The 16,957-nt window shown below is 58.7% G+C and carries 14 protein-coding genes; 7 read left to right on the top strand and 7 right to left on the bottom strand.

What is annotated here, in order from left to right:
- Positions 1–147: 147 nt before the first annotated feature.
- From AAAK34_RS12740 to AAAK34_RS12710, 7 genes are all read right to left on the bottom strand, one after another.
- A complete protein-coding gene (locus AAAK34_RS12740; protein WP_231698463.1) occupies positions 148–1,443 on the bottom strand; it encodes a citrate synthase in 1,296 nt (431 codons plus the stop codon).
- A 70-nt stretch (positions 1,444–1,513) separates the two neighbouring features.
- Positions 1,514–1,780 (bottom strand): succinate dehydrogenase assembly factor 2, encoded by a 267-nt coding sequence (locus AAAK34_RS12735; protein ID WP_231698462.1) that lies wholly within the window; start codon positions 1,778–1,780, stop codon positions 1,514–1,516.
- Between the two features lie 2 nt (positions 1,781–1,782).
- The gene (locus AAAK34_RS12730) at positions 1,783–2,487 is read right to left on the bottom strand and encodes a succinate dehydrogenase iron-sulfur subunit (protein ID WP_231698461.1); all 705 of its coding nucleotides are present in this window, start codon (positions 2,485–2,487) and stop codon (positions 1,783–1,785) included.
- Between the two features lie 23 nt (positions 2,488–2,510).
- The gene (gene sdhA, locus AAAK34_RS12725) at positions 2,511–4,316 is read right to left on the bottom strand and encodes a succinate dehydrogenase flavoprotein subunit (protein ID WP_231698460.1); all 1,806 of its coding nucleotides are present in this window, start codon (positions 4,314–4,316) and stop codon (positions 2,511–2,513) included.
- Between the two features lie 48 nt (positions 4,317–4,364).
- Positions 4,365–4,730, bottom strand: a complete 366-nt coding sequence (sdhD, locus tag AAAK34_RS12720) for a succinate dehydrogenase, hydrophobic membrane anchor protein (protein ID WP_231698459.1) — start codon at positions 4,728–4,730, stop codon at positions 4,365–4,367.
- Between the two features lie 17 nt (positions 4,731–4,747).
- Positions 4,748–5,179, bottom strand: coding sequence for a succinate dehydrogenase, cytochrome b556 subunit (gene sdhC, locus AAAK34_RS12715; protein ID WP_231698458.1), 432 nt, complete (start codon positions 5,177–5,179; stop codon positions 4,748–4,750).
- A gap of 80 nt (positions 5,180–5,259) precedes the next feature.
- The gene (locus AAAK34_RS12710) at positions 5,260–6,057 is read right to left on the bottom strand and encodes a GntR family transcriptional regulator (protein ID WP_231698457.1); all 798 of its coding nucleotides are present in this window, start codon (positions 6,055–6,057) and stop codon (positions 5,260–5,262) included.
- 265 nt (positions 6,058–6,322) lie between these two features.
- Here AAAK34_RS12710 and AAAK34_RS12705 point away from each other — a divergent pair, with 265 nt between their 5' ends.
- From AAAK34_RS12705 to AAAK34_RS12675, 7 genes are all read left to right on the top strand, one after another.
- Positions 6,323–7,309 carry a malate dehydrogenase gene (locus tag AAAK34_RS12705; protein ID WP_231698456.1) on the top strand — a complete coding sequence of 329 codons (987 nt, stop codon included), beginning with the start codon at positions 6,323–6,325 and terminating at the stop codon, positions 7,307–7,309.
- Positions 7,310–7,522: 213 nt separating this feature from the next.
- Positions 7,523–8,494, top strand: coding sequence for an aldolase/citrate lyase family protein (locus AAAK34_RS12700; RefSeq protein ID WP_231698455.1), 972 nt, complete (start codon positions 7,523–7,525; stop codon positions 8,492–8,494).
- 80 nt (positions 8,495–8,574) lie between these two features.
- On the top strand, positions 8,575–9,168 hold the full coding sequence (locus AAAK34_RS12695) for a hypothetical protein (RefSeq protein WP_231698454.1): 594 nt from the start codon (positions 8,575–8,577) through the stop codon (positions 9,166–9,168).
- 82 nt (positions 9,169–9,250) lie between these two features.
- The gene (acnB, locus tag AAAK34_RS12690) at positions 9,251–11,842 is read left to right on the top strand and encodes a bifunctional aconitate hydratase 2/2-methylisocitrate dehydratase (protein WP_231698453.1); all 2,592 of its coding nucleotides are present in this window, start codon (positions 9,251–9,253) and stop codon (positions 11,840–11,842) included.
- Positions 11,843–12,074: 232 nt separating this feature from the next.
- Complete coding sequence (locus AAAK34_RS12685) at positions 12,075–14,189, top strand: 3-hydroxyacyl-CoA dehydrogenase NAD-binding domain-containing protein (RefSeq protein ID WP_231698452.1); 2,115 nt, start codon at positions 12,075–12,077, stop codon at positions 14,187–14,189.
- Between the two features lie 29 nt (positions 14,190–14,218).
- Positions 14,219–15,721, top strand: coding sequence for a M20 family peptidase (locus AAAK34_RS12680; protein WP_231698451.1), 1,503 nt, complete (start codon positions 14,219–14,221; stop codon positions 15,719–15,721).
- A gap of 29 nt (positions 15,722–15,750) precedes the next feature.
- A complete protein-coding gene (locus AAAK34_RS12675) occupies positions 15,751–16,926 on the top strand; it encodes an acetyl-CoA C-acyltransferase (RefSeq protein WP_231698450.1) in 1,176 nt (391 codons plus the stop codon).
- Positions 16,927–16,957 lie beyond the last annotated feature (31 nt).

The raw sequence follows: 16,957 nt of genomic DNA, 5'->3' as shown, positions 1-16,957 counted from the left end.
AGGAGCACCGCATATTTACCCTGGAGCGCCGGGTGCCGAAAGACTCATAGGGTGCAGGGAGCCTGCAATAAATAAGACCGGCGTATGAAAAAACCCGCCAGCGCGGAGCATGGCGGGTTTGCACTCAAGGCTAAGGCGAGAAGTTAATTACTTCACGTCGCGGCGGGGTTCGCCGGTATAAAGCTGGCGCGGGCGGCCGATCTTGTAGTCGGGGTCACTGATCATCTCGTTGAGCTGCGCGATCCAGCCGACTGTGCGGGCCAGGGCGAAAATGCCGGTGAACAGCTTCACAGGGATGCCGATGGCGCGTTGCACAATGCCGGAGTAGAAGTCTACGTTCGGGTAGAGCTTGCGCTGAACGAAGTAATCGTCTTCGAGTGCAATCTTTTCCAACGACTTGGCAAGTGCGAACAGCGGATCTTTTTCCAGACCCAGTTCAGCCAGCACCTCGTTGCAGGTTTCCTGCATGAGCTTGGCGCGGGGGTCGTAGTTCTTGTAGACCCGGTGACCAAAGCCCATCAGCTTGACGCCGGAGTTCTTGTCCTTGACCTTGGCAACAAATTCGCCCACCTTGGCCACACCGCCCATTTGCTGAATGTCTTCCAGCATGTTCAGTGCCGCTTCGTTAGCGCCACCGTGAGCAGGGCCCCACAGGCAAGCCACACCAGCTGCAATGGCTGCAAACGGGTTGGTGCCAGAGCTACCGCACAGACGCACCGTGGAGGTCGACGCGTTTTGTTCGTGATCGGCGTGCAGGATGAAGATGCGATCAAGTGCTTTTTCGAGCACAGGGTTCACCTGATAGTCCTCGCAAGGCGTGCCGAACATCATGCGCAGGAAGTTGCCTGCGTACGAGAGGTCGTTGCGAGGGTACATGTATGGTTGGCCCATTCCATACTTGTGCGCCATGGCAACCAAGGTGGGCATTTTCGCGATCAGGCGAATCGCCGCAATGTTACGGTGCTCAGGGTTGTGAATGTCGGTGCTGTCGTGATAGAAAGCCGACATGGCGCCGACCAAGCCGGTCAACACTGCCATCGGGTGGGCATCGCGCCGGAAACCGCGCAGGAAGAACTGCATCTGCTCGTGCACCATCGTGTGTTGCAGCACGAGCTTGTGGAAGTCGTCGCGTTGGCCCTGGTCAGGCAGATCACCCTTCAGAAGAAGGTAGCAGGTGTCTAGGTAGTCGCACTTCTCGGCCAGTTGCTCAATGGGGTAGCCACGGTAAAGCAGCTCGCCCTTGTCGCCATCGATATAGGTGATGGTCGACTCACACGACGCCGTGGACAAGAATCCCGGATCGTAGGTGAACATATCTGACTGGCCATATAGCTTGCGGATGTCGATGACGTCGGGCCCGATGTTGCCCTTGTAGACAGGAAGCTCGACTTGGGGGCTGCCGTTCGTAAACGACAGAATGGCTTTGTTATCGGCAAGTTTCATCGATCAATTCCTGATGAGTTGGCGGTTGGGATCCGGGTGGGAAGTGCGAAAAAGCGTAAGAAACTCACGGTCAGTTCCGCATCAGCTGCAAAACTTCTCGCACTTCCGGGGTGTCTAGTTCATCTTTGGGCTCGGTTCGCCGGAGCAGCAGATCCAGCAGATCATTGTCTGCCAGATCCATGAGCTGCGTCAGGCCGTGTGCCTGTGCGTGCGTCACGCACGACTCGTGACGCGCGAAGAACTTCTCGATGAAGAGGTCGTTCTCCAGCAAACCGCGCCGGCAGCGCCAGCGCAGCTTGCTCAATGCGCGTTCATCGATGCACTCGGTGGAGTCCATTTTTATGCAGCGCGGCGAACCATTAGTTCCTTGATCTTGCCAATCGCTTTTGTCGGGTTCAGGCCCTTGGGGCAGACGTCGACGCAATTCATGATCGAGTGGCAACGGAACAGACGGTAGGGGTCTTCCAGGTTGTCGAGGCGTTCGCCGGTAGCCTGGTCGCGGCTGTCGGCAATGAAGCGGTAGGCTTGCAGCAAGCCTGCGGGGCCGACAAACTTGTCAGGGTTCCACCAGAAGCTAGGGCAGGAGGTGGAGCAGCTGGCGCACAAAATGCACTCGTACAGACCGTCCAGCTCTTCACGTTCCTCGGGCGACTGCAGGCGCTCTTTCTCAGGAACGATGGTATCGTTAATGAGGTAAGGCTTGATCGAGTCGTACTGCTTGAAGAACTGCGTCATGTCGACGATCAGGTCGCGCACCACGGGCAGCCCGGGCAGGGGCTTGAGCACGATAGTGCCCTTCAGCGTGAGCAGGTTGGTCAGGCAGGCGAGGCCGTTCTTGCCATTGATGTTCATGGCATCAGAGCCGCACACGCCCTCGCGGCAGGAGCGACGGAACGACAGCGTGGGGTCTTGTTCTTTGAGCTTGATCAACGCGTCGAGCAGCATGCGCTCGTTACCTTCGAGTTCAATCTCGACGGTTTGCATGTACGGCTTGGCGTCCTTGTCGGGATCGTAGCGGTAGATCTTGAAAGTGCGTTTTTGCATCGTGTAGTCCTTGTGATCTTCGCTTAGAACGTGCGCACTTTGGGCGGCACGGATTCCACTGTGAGCGGTTGCATGCGCACCGGCTTGTAGCTCAGGCTGTTGTCTGCCGAGTGCCACAGGGTGTGCTTCATCCAGTTGGCGTCGTCACGGCCCAGGGGGGCTGTGGGGTGGTCAGCCGGGTGTTCGTAGTCAACCACCGTGTGTGCGCCACGGCACTCCGTGCGCGCAGCAGCAGAAACCATGGTGGCCTGCGCGGCTTCAATCAGGTTGTCAACTTCCAATGCCTCAATGCGGGCCGTGTTGAACACCTTGGAGTTGTCTTTCAGGCCGACATGCTTCGTGCGCTCGCGCAACGCGGCAATTTTTTCAACGCCTTCATTCATGCTGGCCTGGGTGCGGAACACACCGGCGTGCGCTTGCATGGCTGAGCGAATGTCGTTGGCGACGTGCTGCGCGTACTCGCCGCCAGCGGCTTTGTCGAGGCGGTTAAGGCGCTCCAGTGAGGCGTCTGCAGCATTTGCAGGCAGAGGCTTGTGCGAGGTGCTCTTGCTGAATTCGACAATGTGGTTTCCAGCGGCTTTACCAAACACCAGCAGGTCGAGCAGCGAGTTGGTGCCCAGGCGGTTGGCGCCGTGCACGCTCACGCAGGAGCACTCGCCCACGGCGTACAAGCCCTGCACGGGAACGTTCGGTTCGCCACCTTTCGGCGTGACCACCTGGCCGTTGATGTTGGTCGGAATGCCGCCCATCTGATAATGGATGGTGGGCACAACCGGAATCGGCTCTTTGGTGATGTCGACGTTGGCGAAGTTGACGCCAATTTCATACACCGATGGCAGGCGCTTGTGGATGGTCTCCGCGCCAAGGTGGTCAAGTTTGAGGAGGATGTAGTCCTTGTTGGGACCGCAGCCTCGGCCTTCCTTGATTTCCTGGTCCATGGAGCGAGACACGAAGTCGCGCGGTGCCAGGTCTTTCAGGGTGGGCGCATAGCGCTCCATGAAGCGCTCGCCATTGCTGTTCAGCAAAATGGCGCCTTCTCCACGGCAGCCTTCGGTCAAAAGAACGCCAGCACCTGCCACCCCGGTAGGGTGGAATTGCCAGAATTCCATGTCTTGCAATGGAATGCCTGAGCGAGCAGCCATGCCGAGGCCGTCGCCGGTGTTGATGAACGCGTTGGTGCTGGCTCCGAAAATGCGTCCTGCACCGCCGGTAGCCAGCATCACGGTCTTGGCGTGCAGCGTGTACAGCTCGCCGGTTTCCATTTCGAGGGCTGTCACGCCGACCACGTCGCCTTCGGAGTCGCGGACGAGGTCGAGTGCCATCCATTCGACGAAGAAGGTGGTTTTGGCCTTCACGTTCTGCTGGTAAAGCGTGTGCAGCATGGCGTGGCCGGTGCGGTCTGCGGCGGCGCAGGCGCGTTGCACGGGCTTTTCACCGTAGTTTGCCGTGTGGCCGCCGAATGGACGCTGGTAAATGGTGCCGTCTGCGTTGCGGTCGAACGGCATGCCCATGTGTTCCAGGTCGTAGACGACCTTGGGTGCTTCACGGCACATGAACTCAATGGCGTCCTGGTCGCCCAGCCAGTCACTTCCCTTGATGGTGTCGTAGAAGTGATAGTGCCAGTTGTCTTCGCTCATGTTGCCAAGCGAAGCACCGACGCCGCCTTGCGCTGCCACGGTGTGCGAACGGGTCGGGAAAACCTTGGAAAGCACGGCCACATTGAGGCCGGCACGTGCCAGTTGGAGCGATGCGCGCATGCCGGAGCCGCCGGCGCCTACGATCACCACGTCGAACTTGCGAACGGTGACTTGATCTTTGGTGTAACTCATGATCGGGGGTTCAATTCTTATGTCGTTTCTAGTGGTTCTTCGGGCGGATTAGAGGCGCCACAGCACTTGTACGGCCCAACCCGCGCAGCCCACCAGCCAGATGAGCGAAAGAGTGTTCAGGACGAGCTTGACGCCGACGGCCTTCACGTAGTCCATCCAGATGTTGCGGATGCCCACCCAGGCGTGCCAGGCCAGCGCCACGATGACGGAGAAAGTGAGAACCTTCATCCACTGGGACGAAAAAATACCGGCCCATTTGTCATAGCCCATAGGGCCCTTGTTCACCAGCACCTGGATCAGCACGATCAAGGTGAAGATGGCCATCAGTGCGCCCGTGAAGCGCTGGCTCAGCCAATCTGTCAAACCGTAGTGTGCGCCCACAACCAAGCGCTTCGGACCGTAGTTCACAGCCATTTTCCGTTCCCTTCTTCTCAATACAAATTAAACAGCTTGGCACCGAGCACAGCGGTGAGGCCCAGGCTCAGGACGAGAGTCGTCAACGCGGTGCTCCTGCCAAATTCCTTGCTCAGCTTGTGGGTGGCATCCATGTAGAGGTGACGCAGCCCGGCGAACATGTGATGGAGGTACGCCCAGATAAGCGCCAGCACGACCAGCTTGATGAACCAGCCGGGCAGGAACGATAAGCCGGCGGAGAATGCGGAACTGAACTGGCCGAAAGAAATTTCGGACGACACGGATTTGTCGAACAGCCAGATGATGAAGGGCAGCAGTATGAACATCAGCGCGCCGCTGGCGCGGTGAAGAATCGAGACCAAGGCCGCCAGCGGCATTCGGTACGAGGTGACATCCTGGAAAACATTGATGTTACGGAACTCTGGCCGTTTCTTGGCGACATCGCTCATGACTGGACTTTCTTGAAGTTGTAACGACAGTGTCGTTGTTCGCGGGGAAAACCCTCAAATTCTATTGCAACGCAGCAGGCTCAATTCAATTGGTTGCGATAGTGGTGCGTATCAGTGCGGTACAGGCCGCGGCGAAGCTCCATGGGAACGTCGTTGTAAGTGTATGCAATACGCTCTACGCTGAGCAGCGGTGTGGCCTTTGTAACGCCCAGCAGTGCAGCCTGTGAAGCGTCGGGAAGTACTGCACGTATTTTTTCGTCAGCACGCACCATGCGTACCCCGAATTCTGCTTCGAACAAGGCGTACATCGGGCCATGGTACTCAGCCAGACGCTCAGCGGTGAGACCCTTGAAAGGGCCTCCGGGTAACCAAAGATCTTCGCAGATGGTGGGTACACCCGAAAAGCTGAGTACGCGCCTGGCCTGAAGCACGGTGTCGCCGGTACGAAGGGCGAGGGCGCGGGCAATTTCTGCGCTGGCGCGTGCGCGTCGACACTCGACAATGTCGCGCTGGGCCGGCCCTTCGGCGTCGGTCGTGCCTTTATCGGGCTGAAGGCGCAAAAAGCGATACTGCACGTGCTGCTCGGCGTGCGTGGCGACGAAGGTGCCTCGGCCTTGCCGCCGCACAAGCAGATTTTCTGAGGCCAGTTCGTCTACCGCCTTGCGGACAGTGCCCTGACTCACGCGAAAACGCGCTGCCAGATCGAACTCGCTGGGGATCACCTCGCCTGGCTTCCATTCGCCTTCTTGGAGGCTGCGCAGGATCAGCCCCTTGATCTGCTGGTAGAGCGGGCTGAACGCCGGAGTGCCGCTGTCTGTCGGCGAGCCGGGCAGCAGAGGCGGCTCGGAGTCAGCAAGGGAAGGAGCGGTGGTGGCCATGCGATGGAAAATCGTCCGCGGAGTGCGGGAATAGCTATGCGCCGCTGAATCGACGAGCGCAGTCTCGATCATATCTTATATAAGACACAAGACAAATTGACCCTTCAGGGTCTTCCCGGATACACTAATGGGTTGATCGCCATGCGAAGCTTGGCGGGGTTTTCCTGGATTGGATTCTGGCAAACCACGCACGGCCGATCCCAAGTGTTCGGGTCACCACGCATTGCCACCTGTCGTTTTCTCATTACCAAACTGGAGTTTTTCCATGAGCAAGAAGCCTGTTCGCGTCGCGGTTACTGGCGCCGCCGGTCAAATTGGTTACGCCCTGCTGTTTCGCATTGCCTCCGGCGAGATGCTAGGCAAAGATCAGCCGGTGATTCTGCAACTGCTCGAGATCCCTGACGAAAAAGCGCAAAAGGCGCTCAAAGGCGTGATGATGGAACTGGAAGACTGCGCCTTCCCGCTCCTCGCAGGCATGGAGGCTCACAGTGATCCGATGACCGCTTTCAAGGACATCGACTACGCACTGCTGGTCGGTGCCCGCCCGCGCGGCCCCGGCATGGAGCGCGCCGACCTCCTGGCTGCCAACGCCCAGATTTTCACAGCACAAGGCAAGGCACTGGATAAAGTTGCCAGCCGCAACGTCAAGGTTCTGGTGGTTGGCAACCCTGCCAACACCAATGCTTACATTGCCATGAAGTCCGCTCCCAGCCTCCCAGCGAAGAACTTCACCGCCATGCTGCGCCTGGACCACAACCGTGCTGCCAGCCAGATTGCTGCCAAGACAGGCAAGCCGGTAGCTTCCATCAAGAAGCTCACGGTGTGGGGCAACCATTCGCCCACCATGTACGCCGACTACCGCTTCGCCACTATCGACGGTCAGAGCGTGAAGGACATGATCAACGACCAGGAATGGAATGCCAACGTGTTCCTGCCCACCGTAGGCAAGCGTGGCGCCGCCATCATTGACGCGCGCGGTCTGTCTTCGGCTGCGTCGGCAGCCAACGCTGCCATCGATCATATGCGTGATTGGGCTCTGGGCACCAACGGCGAATGGGTCACCATGGGCATCCCTTCCGAAGGCTGGTATGGGATTCCCAAAGACGTGATGTTCGGCTTCCCCGTCACGTGCGAGAACGGCGAGTACAAAGTGATCGAGGGCCTGCCGATCGACCAATTCAGCCAAGAGTGCATCAACAAGACGCTGGCTGAGATTGAGGGCGAAAGAGAAGGCGTCAAGCACCTGCTCTGATGCACCTCTGCGGTGTACCTGCACCCTCTTCCAATCTCTGGGGAGGGTGGTGCAGAGACGTCGCAAGTGTAGGGGCTGGCCGTCAAACCTTCGGTTTTTTCGTTTTCAGGCTCGAAGCGGAGCCGGAAAATTCGGCTGACATCCAGCTGAAGGCCTAGATAGCCAGTTTGATAATCAGCCGATCAGCCGATCAACCGCACACTGCAAAATCACATGCATCCTCGCGACATTCTTCTTGGTGCCCAAGCTTCCGCCGGCATGTTGCCGGTATGCGACCATTACAGCGGCGTTGAGGCGCGCATGCGCAAGAGCCTGCAGCTGCAGGTCGAGATGGCACAGGAATTCGGCACATGTGTCTTTGATGTCACGCTGGACTGCGAAGACGGTGCGCCTGTGGGGGGTGAGGCAGAGCATGCCGCCCTGGTGACTGAACTGGCACTGGGCGCACCTGCAGGTGCCCGCGTGGGGGTGCGCGTGCACCCCGTTGATCACCCGGCATTTGCCGCCGACATGGCGCAAATCGCAGGCAAGGCGGGCTCCCGTTTGTCACACATCATGATTCCGAAAGTGGAATCCGTGGATGACGTGGTCTTGGCTGAACAAGCCCTTCTTGGCGCTTATGCACCCGGCTTGCCGTTGCACGTTCTGATTGAGTCTCCCGCAGCGGTGCACCGGGCATTCGACATAGCGGCCCACCCCCGTGTGGAGTCGATCAGTTTTGGTTTGATGGATTTTGTATCCGCCCACGCTGGCGCAATTCCTGCGGACGGCATGGGCATTGAGGGTCAGTTCACGCAACCGCTGGTATTGCGTGCCAAGCTTGAAATTGCATCGGCGGCGCATGCTTTTGGAAAAGTGCCCTCGCACTGCGTGGTAACCGAATTCAACGATGTTGAGGCTATGCGCCTGGCCGCTCGGCGGGCAGCGCGGGAGTTTGGCTACACCAGAATGTGGAGCATCCACCCGAGCCAGATCCGCTCCATTCTTGAGGCTTTCGCACCTGATGAAGGTCAGATCGAAACCTCTGCGTCCATTCTTCTGGCGGCCAAACAGGCCGATTGGGCCCCAATAAGTTTCAAAGGTGCGCTGCACGACCGCGCCAGCTACCGCCATTTCTGGCACGTACTGGAGCGCGCTCATTCGACAGGGCGAACGCTGCCTTCCGAGGTGGCGCATTGGTTTTGATGGCTACCTTTGGGTTATTTACACGTCTATTCGCCGTGTCATCATTTAAGTCTTCCCTTTTCCTCAAGAAAGAGGCTCCCATGAGGTTGATCGCACTAACCACTGTTGCCCTTGCACTGGCATGGCCCGCTGGCGTTGTTCATGCGCAGTCTGAGCAAAAGTCGCAGGCCGCACCAAAGAAGACGACGTCCTCCAAGCCGACGTCCTCGAAAGCGACTTCTGCCAAGCCTGCACAGGATGCGAGCACGGCCAAGCGCCGCGTGCCAGCCAAAACAGCCAAGGCCGTGGAAGCCAATACACCCGTAGAACCGCTCACCGCGCGTCTGACTGAGGCCGAATTGGCGATTGCCCAGCGCATCCACACCGGGAAAATCCAGTGTGAACTTGGCGCCGACGTCACCGTTCACGCCGATGAAAGAAACCCCGGCTTCTTCTACGTCAGCACGGGAAAGCGCCGCTACTACATGCATCCCGTCGAAAGCCGAACCGGCGCCCTGCGCATGGAAGACGGCCGAGCCGGTGCCATGTGGCTCCAACTGGGCAACAAATCCATGCTGATGGACCAACGAGCCGGTCAGCGCCTGGCGGACGAATGCGTCAATGCCGAGCAGCGCGTGGTAGCTGAGCACTTGAAGGCCAACCCCATGCCGAGCCTGCTGGAAGGGCTGAAGTAGTCAGAAATCGGCAGTCAGCCAACTCGCGGTGTGTTCGCGTGTGTGCTTTTTTTGAGTTTTTTAGTTTTCAGGAGAAAAGTTAATGTTGAAAGCCTATCGCGACCATGTCGCAGAGCGCGCTGCCCTGGGTATCCCGCCTCTGCCGCTGGATGCCAAGCAGACCGCCGAACTGATTGAACTGATCAAGGCGCCGCCAGCAGGCGAAGATGCCTTTCTGCTCGAGTTGCTGACTTACCGTGTGCCACCGGGCGTGGATGATGCGGCCAAAGTCAAGGCTAGTTTCCTGGCGGCAGTGGCGCATGGCGATATCCACGTGGCTCTGATCTCCAGGTCCAAGGCGACGGAATTGCTCGGCACCATGGTGGGGGGCTATAACGTTCACCCGTTGATCGAGTTGCTGGATGACGCTGAAGTCGCGCCAGTGGCCGGTGAAGCGTTGAAGAAAACACTCTTGATGTTCGACTTCTTCAACGATGTCGCAGTCAAGGCCAAGGCCGGCAACCTCAAGGCCAAGGAAGTGATGCAAAGCTGGGCTGATGCCGAGTGGTTCACCAGCCGCCCCGAGGTCGAGAAGAAAATCACCGTCACCGTTTTCAAGGTGCCTGGCGAAACCAATACAGACGATCTGTCGCCAGCGCCTGACGCATGGAGCCGCCCGGACATTCCGCTGCACTACCTCGCCATGCTGAAGAATACGCGTCCCGACGCAGCCTTCAAGCCTGAAGAAGATGGCAAACGCGGCCCCATCCAGTTCATTGAAGACCTGAAGAAAAAAGGGCACCTGGTTGCCTACGTGGGCGACGTGGTGGGAACCGGTTCCAGCCGTAAATCGGCCACCAACAGCGTGATCTGGGCCACGGGTGCAGACATTCCATTCGTGCCGAACAAGCGCTTTGGTGGCGTCACACTCGGCGGCAAGATCGCACCTATCTTCTTCAATACCCAGGAAGACTCCGGTTCGCTGCCGATCGAAGTGGACGTGTCGAAGATGGAAATGGGCGATGTCCTCGACATCTTCCCCTACGAAGGAAAAATAGAGAAGGCTGGCGAAAAGATCGCCGAATTTGCACTCAAGAGCGATGTGCTGCTCGACGAAGTGCGTGCAGGCGGCCGTATCAACCTGATCATTGGGCGTTCGCTCACAGCCAAAGCTCGTGAAGCGTTGGGCCTGCCTGCCTCAAACGTGTTCCGTCTGCCCCAGGCCCCTGCGGAGACCACGGCCGGCTTCACGTTGGCACAGAAAATGGTCGGCCGCGCTTGTGGGCTGCCCGAAGGGCAGGGCGTTCGTCCGGGCACCTACTGCGAACCACGCATGACCACCGTGGGTAGCCAGGATACTACCGGCCCCATGACGCGCGACGAGCTGAAGGATCTGGCCTGCCTGGGCTTCTCCGCTGACATGGTGATGCAGTCTTTCTGCCACACTGCCGCCTATCCCAAGTCCGTAGACGTAAAAACACACCGCGAGCTTCCTGCGTTCATCAGCAACCGTGGTGGCGTGGCTCTGCGTCCGGGAGATGGCGTGATCCACTCCTGGCTCAACCGCCTGCTGTTGCCTGACACTGTAGGCACCGGAGGCGATTCGCACACGCGCTTCCCCATTGGCATCTCCTTCCCTGCGGGTTCGGGCCTTGTTGCATTTGGCGCGGCTACGGGCGTGATGCCGCTGGACATGCCCGAATCCGTACTGGTCCGCTTCAAGGGTGAATTGCAGCCCGGCGTGACCCTTCGCGATCTGGTTCATGCAATTCCACTGTATGCGATCAAGCAGGGCCTGCTGACTGTAGCCAAGGCCGGAAAGAAGAACCTGTTCTCTGGCCGTATTCTTGAGATCGAGGGTTTGCCAGATCTGAAAGTGGAGCAGGCGTTCGAGTTGTCCGACGCTTCGGCCGAGCGTTCAGCCGCTGGCTGCACGATCAAGCTCAATCAAGAGCCGATCATTGAGTACCTGAAGTCGAACATTGTTCTGATGAAGAACATGATCGCCGACGGCTACGAAGATGCAAAAACACTGGCGCGTCGCATCGAGAAAGTGGAGGCTTGGCTCGCTAACCCTGAACTGCTCGAGGCCGACAAGGACGCTGAATATGCTGCAGTAATCGAGATCGATCTGGCCGACATCAAAGAGCCTATCGTCTGCTGCCCCAACGATCCGGACGACGCCAAGTTCCTTTCTGAAGTGGCCGGTACCAAGATCGACGAAGCCTTCATCGGCTCGTGCATGACCAATATTGGCCACTTCCGCGCAGCTGCCAAGCTGCTAGGCGGCCAGCGAGACATTCCGGTGAAACTTTGGGTGGCACCACCCACCAAGATGGACCAGAACGAGTTGATCAAGGAAGGCCACTATGCCGCCTTCGGTACGGCAGGTGCGCGCACCGAAATGCCGGGGTGCTCCTTGTGCATGGGCAACCAGGCACAAGTGCGCGAAGGCGCGACCGTGATCTCCACCAGCACCCGCAACTTCCCCAACCGCCTGGGTAAGAACACCAACGTGTTCCTGGGCTCCGCCGAACTGGCAGCCATTGCCTCTCGCTTGGGCAGGCTCCCCACCAAGGAGGAGTACCTCAAGGAAATGGGCGTGATTGATGCCGACAAGGCAAGCGTCTATCGCTACATGAACTTCGACCAGATCGAGGAATATGCGGCAGTGGCCAAGGAAGTGACTGTTTAAGCATCCACTTCTTACTCTTCATCCATTTTCTGGTGAAAAGTTAAGCGGCCTGCGGGCCGCTTTTTTTGACTTTTGTGCATGAGAGAGTTGACGCGCACCGGTGAATCACACGCTACCATGATAGGTTGGGCCGCATCTGGTGTCGCGGTTGGGACAAGCTCTATTGCGCCGCAGCATCCAGCTTCTACAATGAAACAGAACGATCGTTCGTTTATCTTTTTTGAGGGACAGCATGACCGCTGAATACAAGCTCCACGGCGATATCGCCGTCATTACGCTGAACAATCCGCCAGTCAACGGCTTGGGCTTGGCCACGCGCGTAGGCATTACCAATGGCCTGGAGCAGGCTAATGCTGATCCAGGGGTCAAAGCCATCGTGCTGACAGGTGCTGGCAAGGCGTTCTCGGGAGGAGCCGACATTCGGGAGTTCAACTCGCCCAAAGCTATGCAGGAACCCATCTTGCTGAGCGTGATTCGAGCGGTCGAGAATTCAGTCAAGCCCGTGGTGGCAGCTGTTCATAGTGTCGCCATGGGTGGCGGCCTGGAACTGGCTCTGGGCGCGCACTACCGTATCGCCGCACCAGGCGCCAAGATAGCTTTGCCTGAGGTCAAGCTGGGCCTGATTCCCGGCGCAGGCGGCACGCAGCGACTGCCCCGTGTGCTCGGCGTTGAAACTGCTCTCAACATGATCGTCAAGGGCGATCCCGTCAATAGCGAATTGCTGGCCAGTCTGCCAGGCCAGAAGCTGTTTGACCAACTGTCTGCCTCTCCTGAGTCATTGCTGGACGAAGCCATTGCGCTGGCGCAAAAAGTTGCGGCAAAGCACGCCGATGGCTCCGCTTTGCCGTTGGTCCGCAACTTGCCGTGCAAACACCCCCAAGGCGACGCGTACTTCCAGTTCGCGCGCAACATGGTCAAGGGCATGGCAAAGCATTTCCCGGCCCCCGCAAAGTGCGTCGATGCAGTGGAGGTTGCCACCACTCGCAAGTTCGAAGACGGCATGGCGCGCGAGCGCGAAATCTTCATGGGGCTGATGCTGACACCGGAATGCAAGGCATTGCGGCACATCTTCCAGGCCGAACGGGCAGCGTCCAAGATCCCAGACGTGGGCTCCGACATTGCCGCCCGCGAGGTCAAGAGCGTGGCCGTGATTGGTGCAGGCACCATGGGCGGTGGCATTGCCATGAACTTTCTCAACGCCGGCATACCAGTCACCATGCTGGAGATGAAGCAGGAAGCGCTTGATCGTGGCGTGGCCACCATGCGCAAGAACTATGAAGCGCAGGTCAAGAAAGGCAAGCTCAAGCAAGACAAGTACGAGCAGCGCATGGCTTTGCTGAGCACCACACTGAGCTATGACGACATTGGAAATGCCGATCTCGTGATTGAGGCGGTTTTTGAAGAAATGGGCGTGAAGGAAGCGGTCTTCAAGAAGCTCGACCAAGTCATGAAGGCGGGCGCCATTCTGGCCTCCAATACATCCACGCTCAACGTGGACAAGATCGCAGCATTCACCCAGCGCCCGCAAGACGTCGTGGGCATGCATTTCTTCAGCCCTGCGAACGTGATGAAATTGCTGGAGGTCGTGCGTGGCGAAAAAACCGCCAAAGATGTGCTGGCCACGGTTATGGCGCTGGCCAAGAAGATCAAGAAAACCGCGGTCGTCTCAGGCGTGTGTGATGGCTTCATCGGCAACCGCATGATCGAGCAGTACAGCCGGCAGGCGGGCTTCCTGCTTGAAGAAGGCGCTACGCCAGAGCAGGTGGACAAAGCCATCGAAAAATTTGGCTTTGCCATGGGCCCGTTCCGCATGATCGACATGGCGGGCAACGATATCAGTTGGGCCATCCGTAAACGTCGTAACCAGGAAGCTCCAGGCTTGAAGTACAGCAAGACCGCAGATTTGCTGTGCGAAATGGGGCGTTTTGGCCAGAAGACTGGCGCTGGCTGGTACGACTACCAGGCAGGCAAGCGTGACGCCATTCCTTCGAAAGTGGTGCTGGAAATGATCGAAAAGCACCGCAAGGATCTGGGCATTTCGACACGCAAGATCAGCGATGAGGAAATCGTGCAGCGCTTGGTGTACTCGCTGGTGAATGAGGGCGCGCGCATTCTGGAAGACGGCATCGCCAGTAAAGCCAGCGATATCGATGTGGTGTACCTCACAGGCTATGGCTTCCCGATCTGGCGCGGAGGCCCCATGCAGTATGCCGACCAGGTTGGGCTGTTCAACGTGGCAGAGAGCATGAAGCGTTTTGCACGCAACCCGCATGACGATGCCGCTTTCTGGAAACCGGCTCCGCTGCTGCAAAAGCTTGCCCTTGAGGGCAAAACTTTCAACGGCTAAGTCGAAACGCCGCATTGATTCGCTCGGACATGCTTAAAAAAGCTGTACTGGCTGTCCTGTTGCTCATCGCCGCTTTAATTGCGGCGGTCGCGTTCAATACCTGGAGACAGAGTTCACGCCAGGTCAACGTGCCGCAGGCGCCCCCGCTGGCTGTCGATACCGATACCGATGCCGCTGCAGGCCGGCTGGCTGCAGCGATCCGCCTCAAGACGATCTCGAGCGCGGATGATCCGGGCCTCAATGCGGATCAGTTCACCGGACTGCATGCGCATTTGCAGGCCAGCTACCCGCGGGCGCATGCTGCTCTGAAGCGTGAGATTGTGGGCGACCTCACGCTTCTCTACACCTGGCCCGGCACCGATGCTGCCGCACCACCTGTCCTGTTGTTGGCGCACCAGGATGTGGTTCCCATCGCACCCGGCACGCAAGCGCAGTGGAGTGCAGACCCTTTCGCGGGTGAGATCAAGGAAGGTTTTGTCTGGGGCCGCGGCGCCTGGGACAACAAGGCCAACCTGATCAGCCAGATGGAAGCGGTCGAGATGCTGCTGACTGAAGGCTTCAAACCTCGGCAGACTATCTTCATTGCCATGGGGGCCGATGAAGAAGTGGGCGGCCTTCGGGGCGCGAAGAAAGTGGCTGAGCTGCTCGCATCTCGCGGCATCAAGCTTGAGTTTGTTCTTGACGAAGGCTTGCTGATCACAGAAGGCATTCTCAAGGGTCTCAGCAAGCCCGTGGCATTGATAGGCATCGCGGAAAAGGGCTACCTCTCGGTGGAAATGCACGCGCACGGCACGCCTGGGCATTCGTCCATGCCGCCGCCAGCGGGCACAGGGGCCATCGGCGCATTGAGCGCCGCGCTGGCGAGGCTCGAAGATAAGCAGATGCCCGCGCATATTCGCGGCGTTGCACAAGAAATGTTCGACACCATCGCGCCAGAGATGGACGGCTTTGGCCGCGTGGCCTTGTCCAACCTGTGGCTCTTCGGACCGTTGGTTCAACGCCAGCTTGAGGGTGCAGCCAGCACCAACGCCATGCTGCGAACCACCACTGCACCTACTATTTTGCAGGCGGGCAACAAAGACAATGTCATTCCCGGTGAGGCCAAGGCCACGGTGAATTTCAGGCTGCTACCAGGCGACACCCAAGACAGCGTGATGGAGCACGTGCGTGACGCTGTGGGGCCGCAGGCGGAGGGGCGCTTGGAAGTAAAGGCGCTTGCAGGAGGGTCTGAGCCGTCTGCCGTTTCTCCGACAGCTTCAGATTCATATCAGTTACTTAATCGCACGCTGCGCTCGCTCTTTCCAGACACGCTTGTTGCACCCAGCCTGATGATCGCAGCCACCGACTCTCGCCACTTCACCGGCCTAAGTGACCACATTTATCGATTTTCTCCAGTGCGCGCCAAGTCCGAGGATTTGTCGCGCTTCCATGGAACCAACGAGCGCGTGAGTATCGCCAACCTGGGCGAACTGATCCGCTTTTACGTGCAACTGATGCGCAATGCTTCGGCGCAAAGCGGCACCAATTCCTGATTTCTCGATTTCCAAAGAAAGGTCCTCACATGAGCCAAGCAGTTATCGTCTCTACCGCGCGTACGCCGCTCGCCAAGAGCTGGAAGGGGAGCTTCAACATGACTCATGGCGCCACCCTGGGCGGCCATGCGGTGCAGCATGCCATTTCACGGGCAGGCATTGATGCTGCCGAAGTGGAGGACGTGATCATGGGCTGCGCCAACCCCGAGGGCGCCACAGGCATGAACATCGCTCGCCAGATTGCGCTGATGGCTGGCTGCCCCGTCTCCGTTTCGGGCATGACCGTGAACCGTTTCTGCTCCTCCGGCCTGCAGACGATCGCGCTGGCGGCCCAGCGGATCATTGCTGGCGAGGGCACGACCTACGTCGCAGGCGGCGTTGAAAGCATTTCTTGCGTACAGCAGGAAATGAACATGCACATGATCAAGGACCCCGCCCTTGATCGGATCAAGCCCGAGATCTACTGGAGCATGCTGCAAACCGCTGAACAGGTTGCCAAGCGCTATGGCATCGGACGGGATGCGATGGACGAGTACGGCGCAGCCAGCCAGCAGAAGGCTTGCGCTGCCCAGGCGGCGGGTAAGTTTGATGCAGAAATTGCGCCCATTACGGTCACGGCAGGTGTCGCCGATCCTGTCATGGGCCTGCGCGCCAAGGAAGTCACTGTCTCAAAAGACGAAGGCACGCGCGAAGGTACCACCAAGGAAGGTATTGGCGGCATCAAACCCGCTCTGCCCGGTGGCCTGATCTCGGCCGGCAATGCCAGCCAGTTCTCCGACGGTGCAGGTGCCTGCGTGATCATGCACGAGGACGAGGCGGGCAAGAAGGGACTCAAACCCCTGGGTCGCTTCCTGGGGTTCGCCGTGGCCGGATGCGAACCAGATGAAATGGGTATTGGCCCCGTGTTTGCGGTTCCAAAGGTATTGAGCCGCCTGGGCCTGAAGGTGAGCGACATCGATCTCTGGGAACTGAATGAGGCTTTTGCAGTGCAGGTACTTTATTGCCGGGACAAGCTTGGCATTCCTGCCGAGTTGTTGAACGTCAACGGTGGGGCCATCGCACTGGGCCACCCCTATGGCGTGAGCGGCCAGCGCCTGACGGGGCACGCACTGATCGAAGGCAAGCGCCGCGGGGCAAAGCGAGTTTGCGTGACCATGTGCATTGGTGGCGGCATGGGCGCTGCGGGGGTTTTTGAAGTTCTGTAGCCCTGAACGACAAAAAACCCCTGAACCCCAT

It is taken from the genome of Ottowia caeni, from assembly GCF_050821495.1.
Classification (GTDB): domain Bacteria; phylum Pseudomonadota; class Gammaproteobacteria; order Burkholderiales; family Burkholderiaceae_C; genus Ottowia; species Ottowia caeni.
Note: the sequence above shows the minus strand (reverse complement) of the source record. Positions and strands in the feature narration are given on the sequence as shown.

What these genes read in the sequence shown, in the direction of transcription:
- AAAK34_RS12740 (WP_231698463.1), bottom strand. Translation starts at nt 1,443, where the DNA reads ATGAAACTTGCCGATAACAAAGCCATTCTGTCGTTTACGAACGGCAGC.
- AAAK34_RS12735 (WP_231698462.1), bottom strand. Translation starts at nt 1,780, where the DNA reads ATGGACTCCACCGAGTGCATCGATGAACGCGCATTGAGCAAGCTGCGC.
- AAAK34_RS12730 (WP_231698461.1), bottom strand. Translation starts at nt 2,487, where the DNA reads ATGCAAAAACGCACTTTCAAGATCTACCGCTACGATCCCGACAAGGAC.
- sdhA (WP_231698460.1), bottom strand. Translation starts at nt 4,316, where the DNA reads ATGAGTTACACCAAAGATCAAGTCACCGTTCGCAAGTTCGACGTGGTG.
- sdhD (WP_231698459.1), bottom strand. Translation starts at nt 4,730, where the DNA reads ATGGCTGTGAACTACGGTCCGAAGCGCTTGGTTGTGGGCGCACACTAC.
- sdhC (WP_231698458.1), bottom strand. Translation starts at nt 5,179, where the DNA reads ATGAGCGATGTCGCCAAGAAACGGCCAGAGTTCCGTAACATCAATGTT.
- AAAK34_RS12710 (WP_231698457.1), bottom strand. Translation starts at nt 6,057, where the DNA reads ATGGCCACCACCGCTCCTTCCCTTGCTGACTCCGAGCCGCCTCTGCTG.
- AAAK34_RS12705 (WP_231698456.1), top strand. Translation starts at nt 6,323, where the DNA reads ATGAGCAAGAAGCCTGTTCGCGTCGCGGTTACTGGCGCCGCCGGTCAA.
- AAAK34_RS12700 (WP_231698455.1), top strand. Translation starts at nt 7,523, where the DNA reads ATGCATCCTCGCGACATTCTTCTTGGTGCCCAAGCTTCCGCCGGCATG.
- AAAK34_RS12695 (WP_231698454.1), top strand. Translation starts at nt 8,575, where the DNA reads ATGAGGTTGATCGCACTAACCACTGTTGCCCTTGCACTGGCATGGCCC.
- acnB (WP_231698453.1), top strand. Translation starts at nt 9,251, where the DNA reads ATGTTGAAAGCCTATCGCGACCATGTCGCAGAGCGCGCTGCCCTGGGT.
- AAAK34_RS12685 (WP_231698452.1), top strand. Translation starts at nt 12,075, where the DNA reads ATGACCGCTGAATACAAGCTCCACGGCGATATCGCCGTCATTACGCTG.
- AAAK34_RS12680 (WP_231698451.1), top strand. Translation starts at nt 14,219, where the DNA reads ATGCTTAAAAAAGCTGTACTGGCTGTCCTGTTGCTCATCGCCGCTTTA.
- AAAK34_RS12675 (WP_231698450.1), top strand. Translation starts at nt 15,751, where the DNA reads ATGAGCCAAGCAGTTATCGTCTCTACCGCGCGTACGCCGCTCGCCAAG.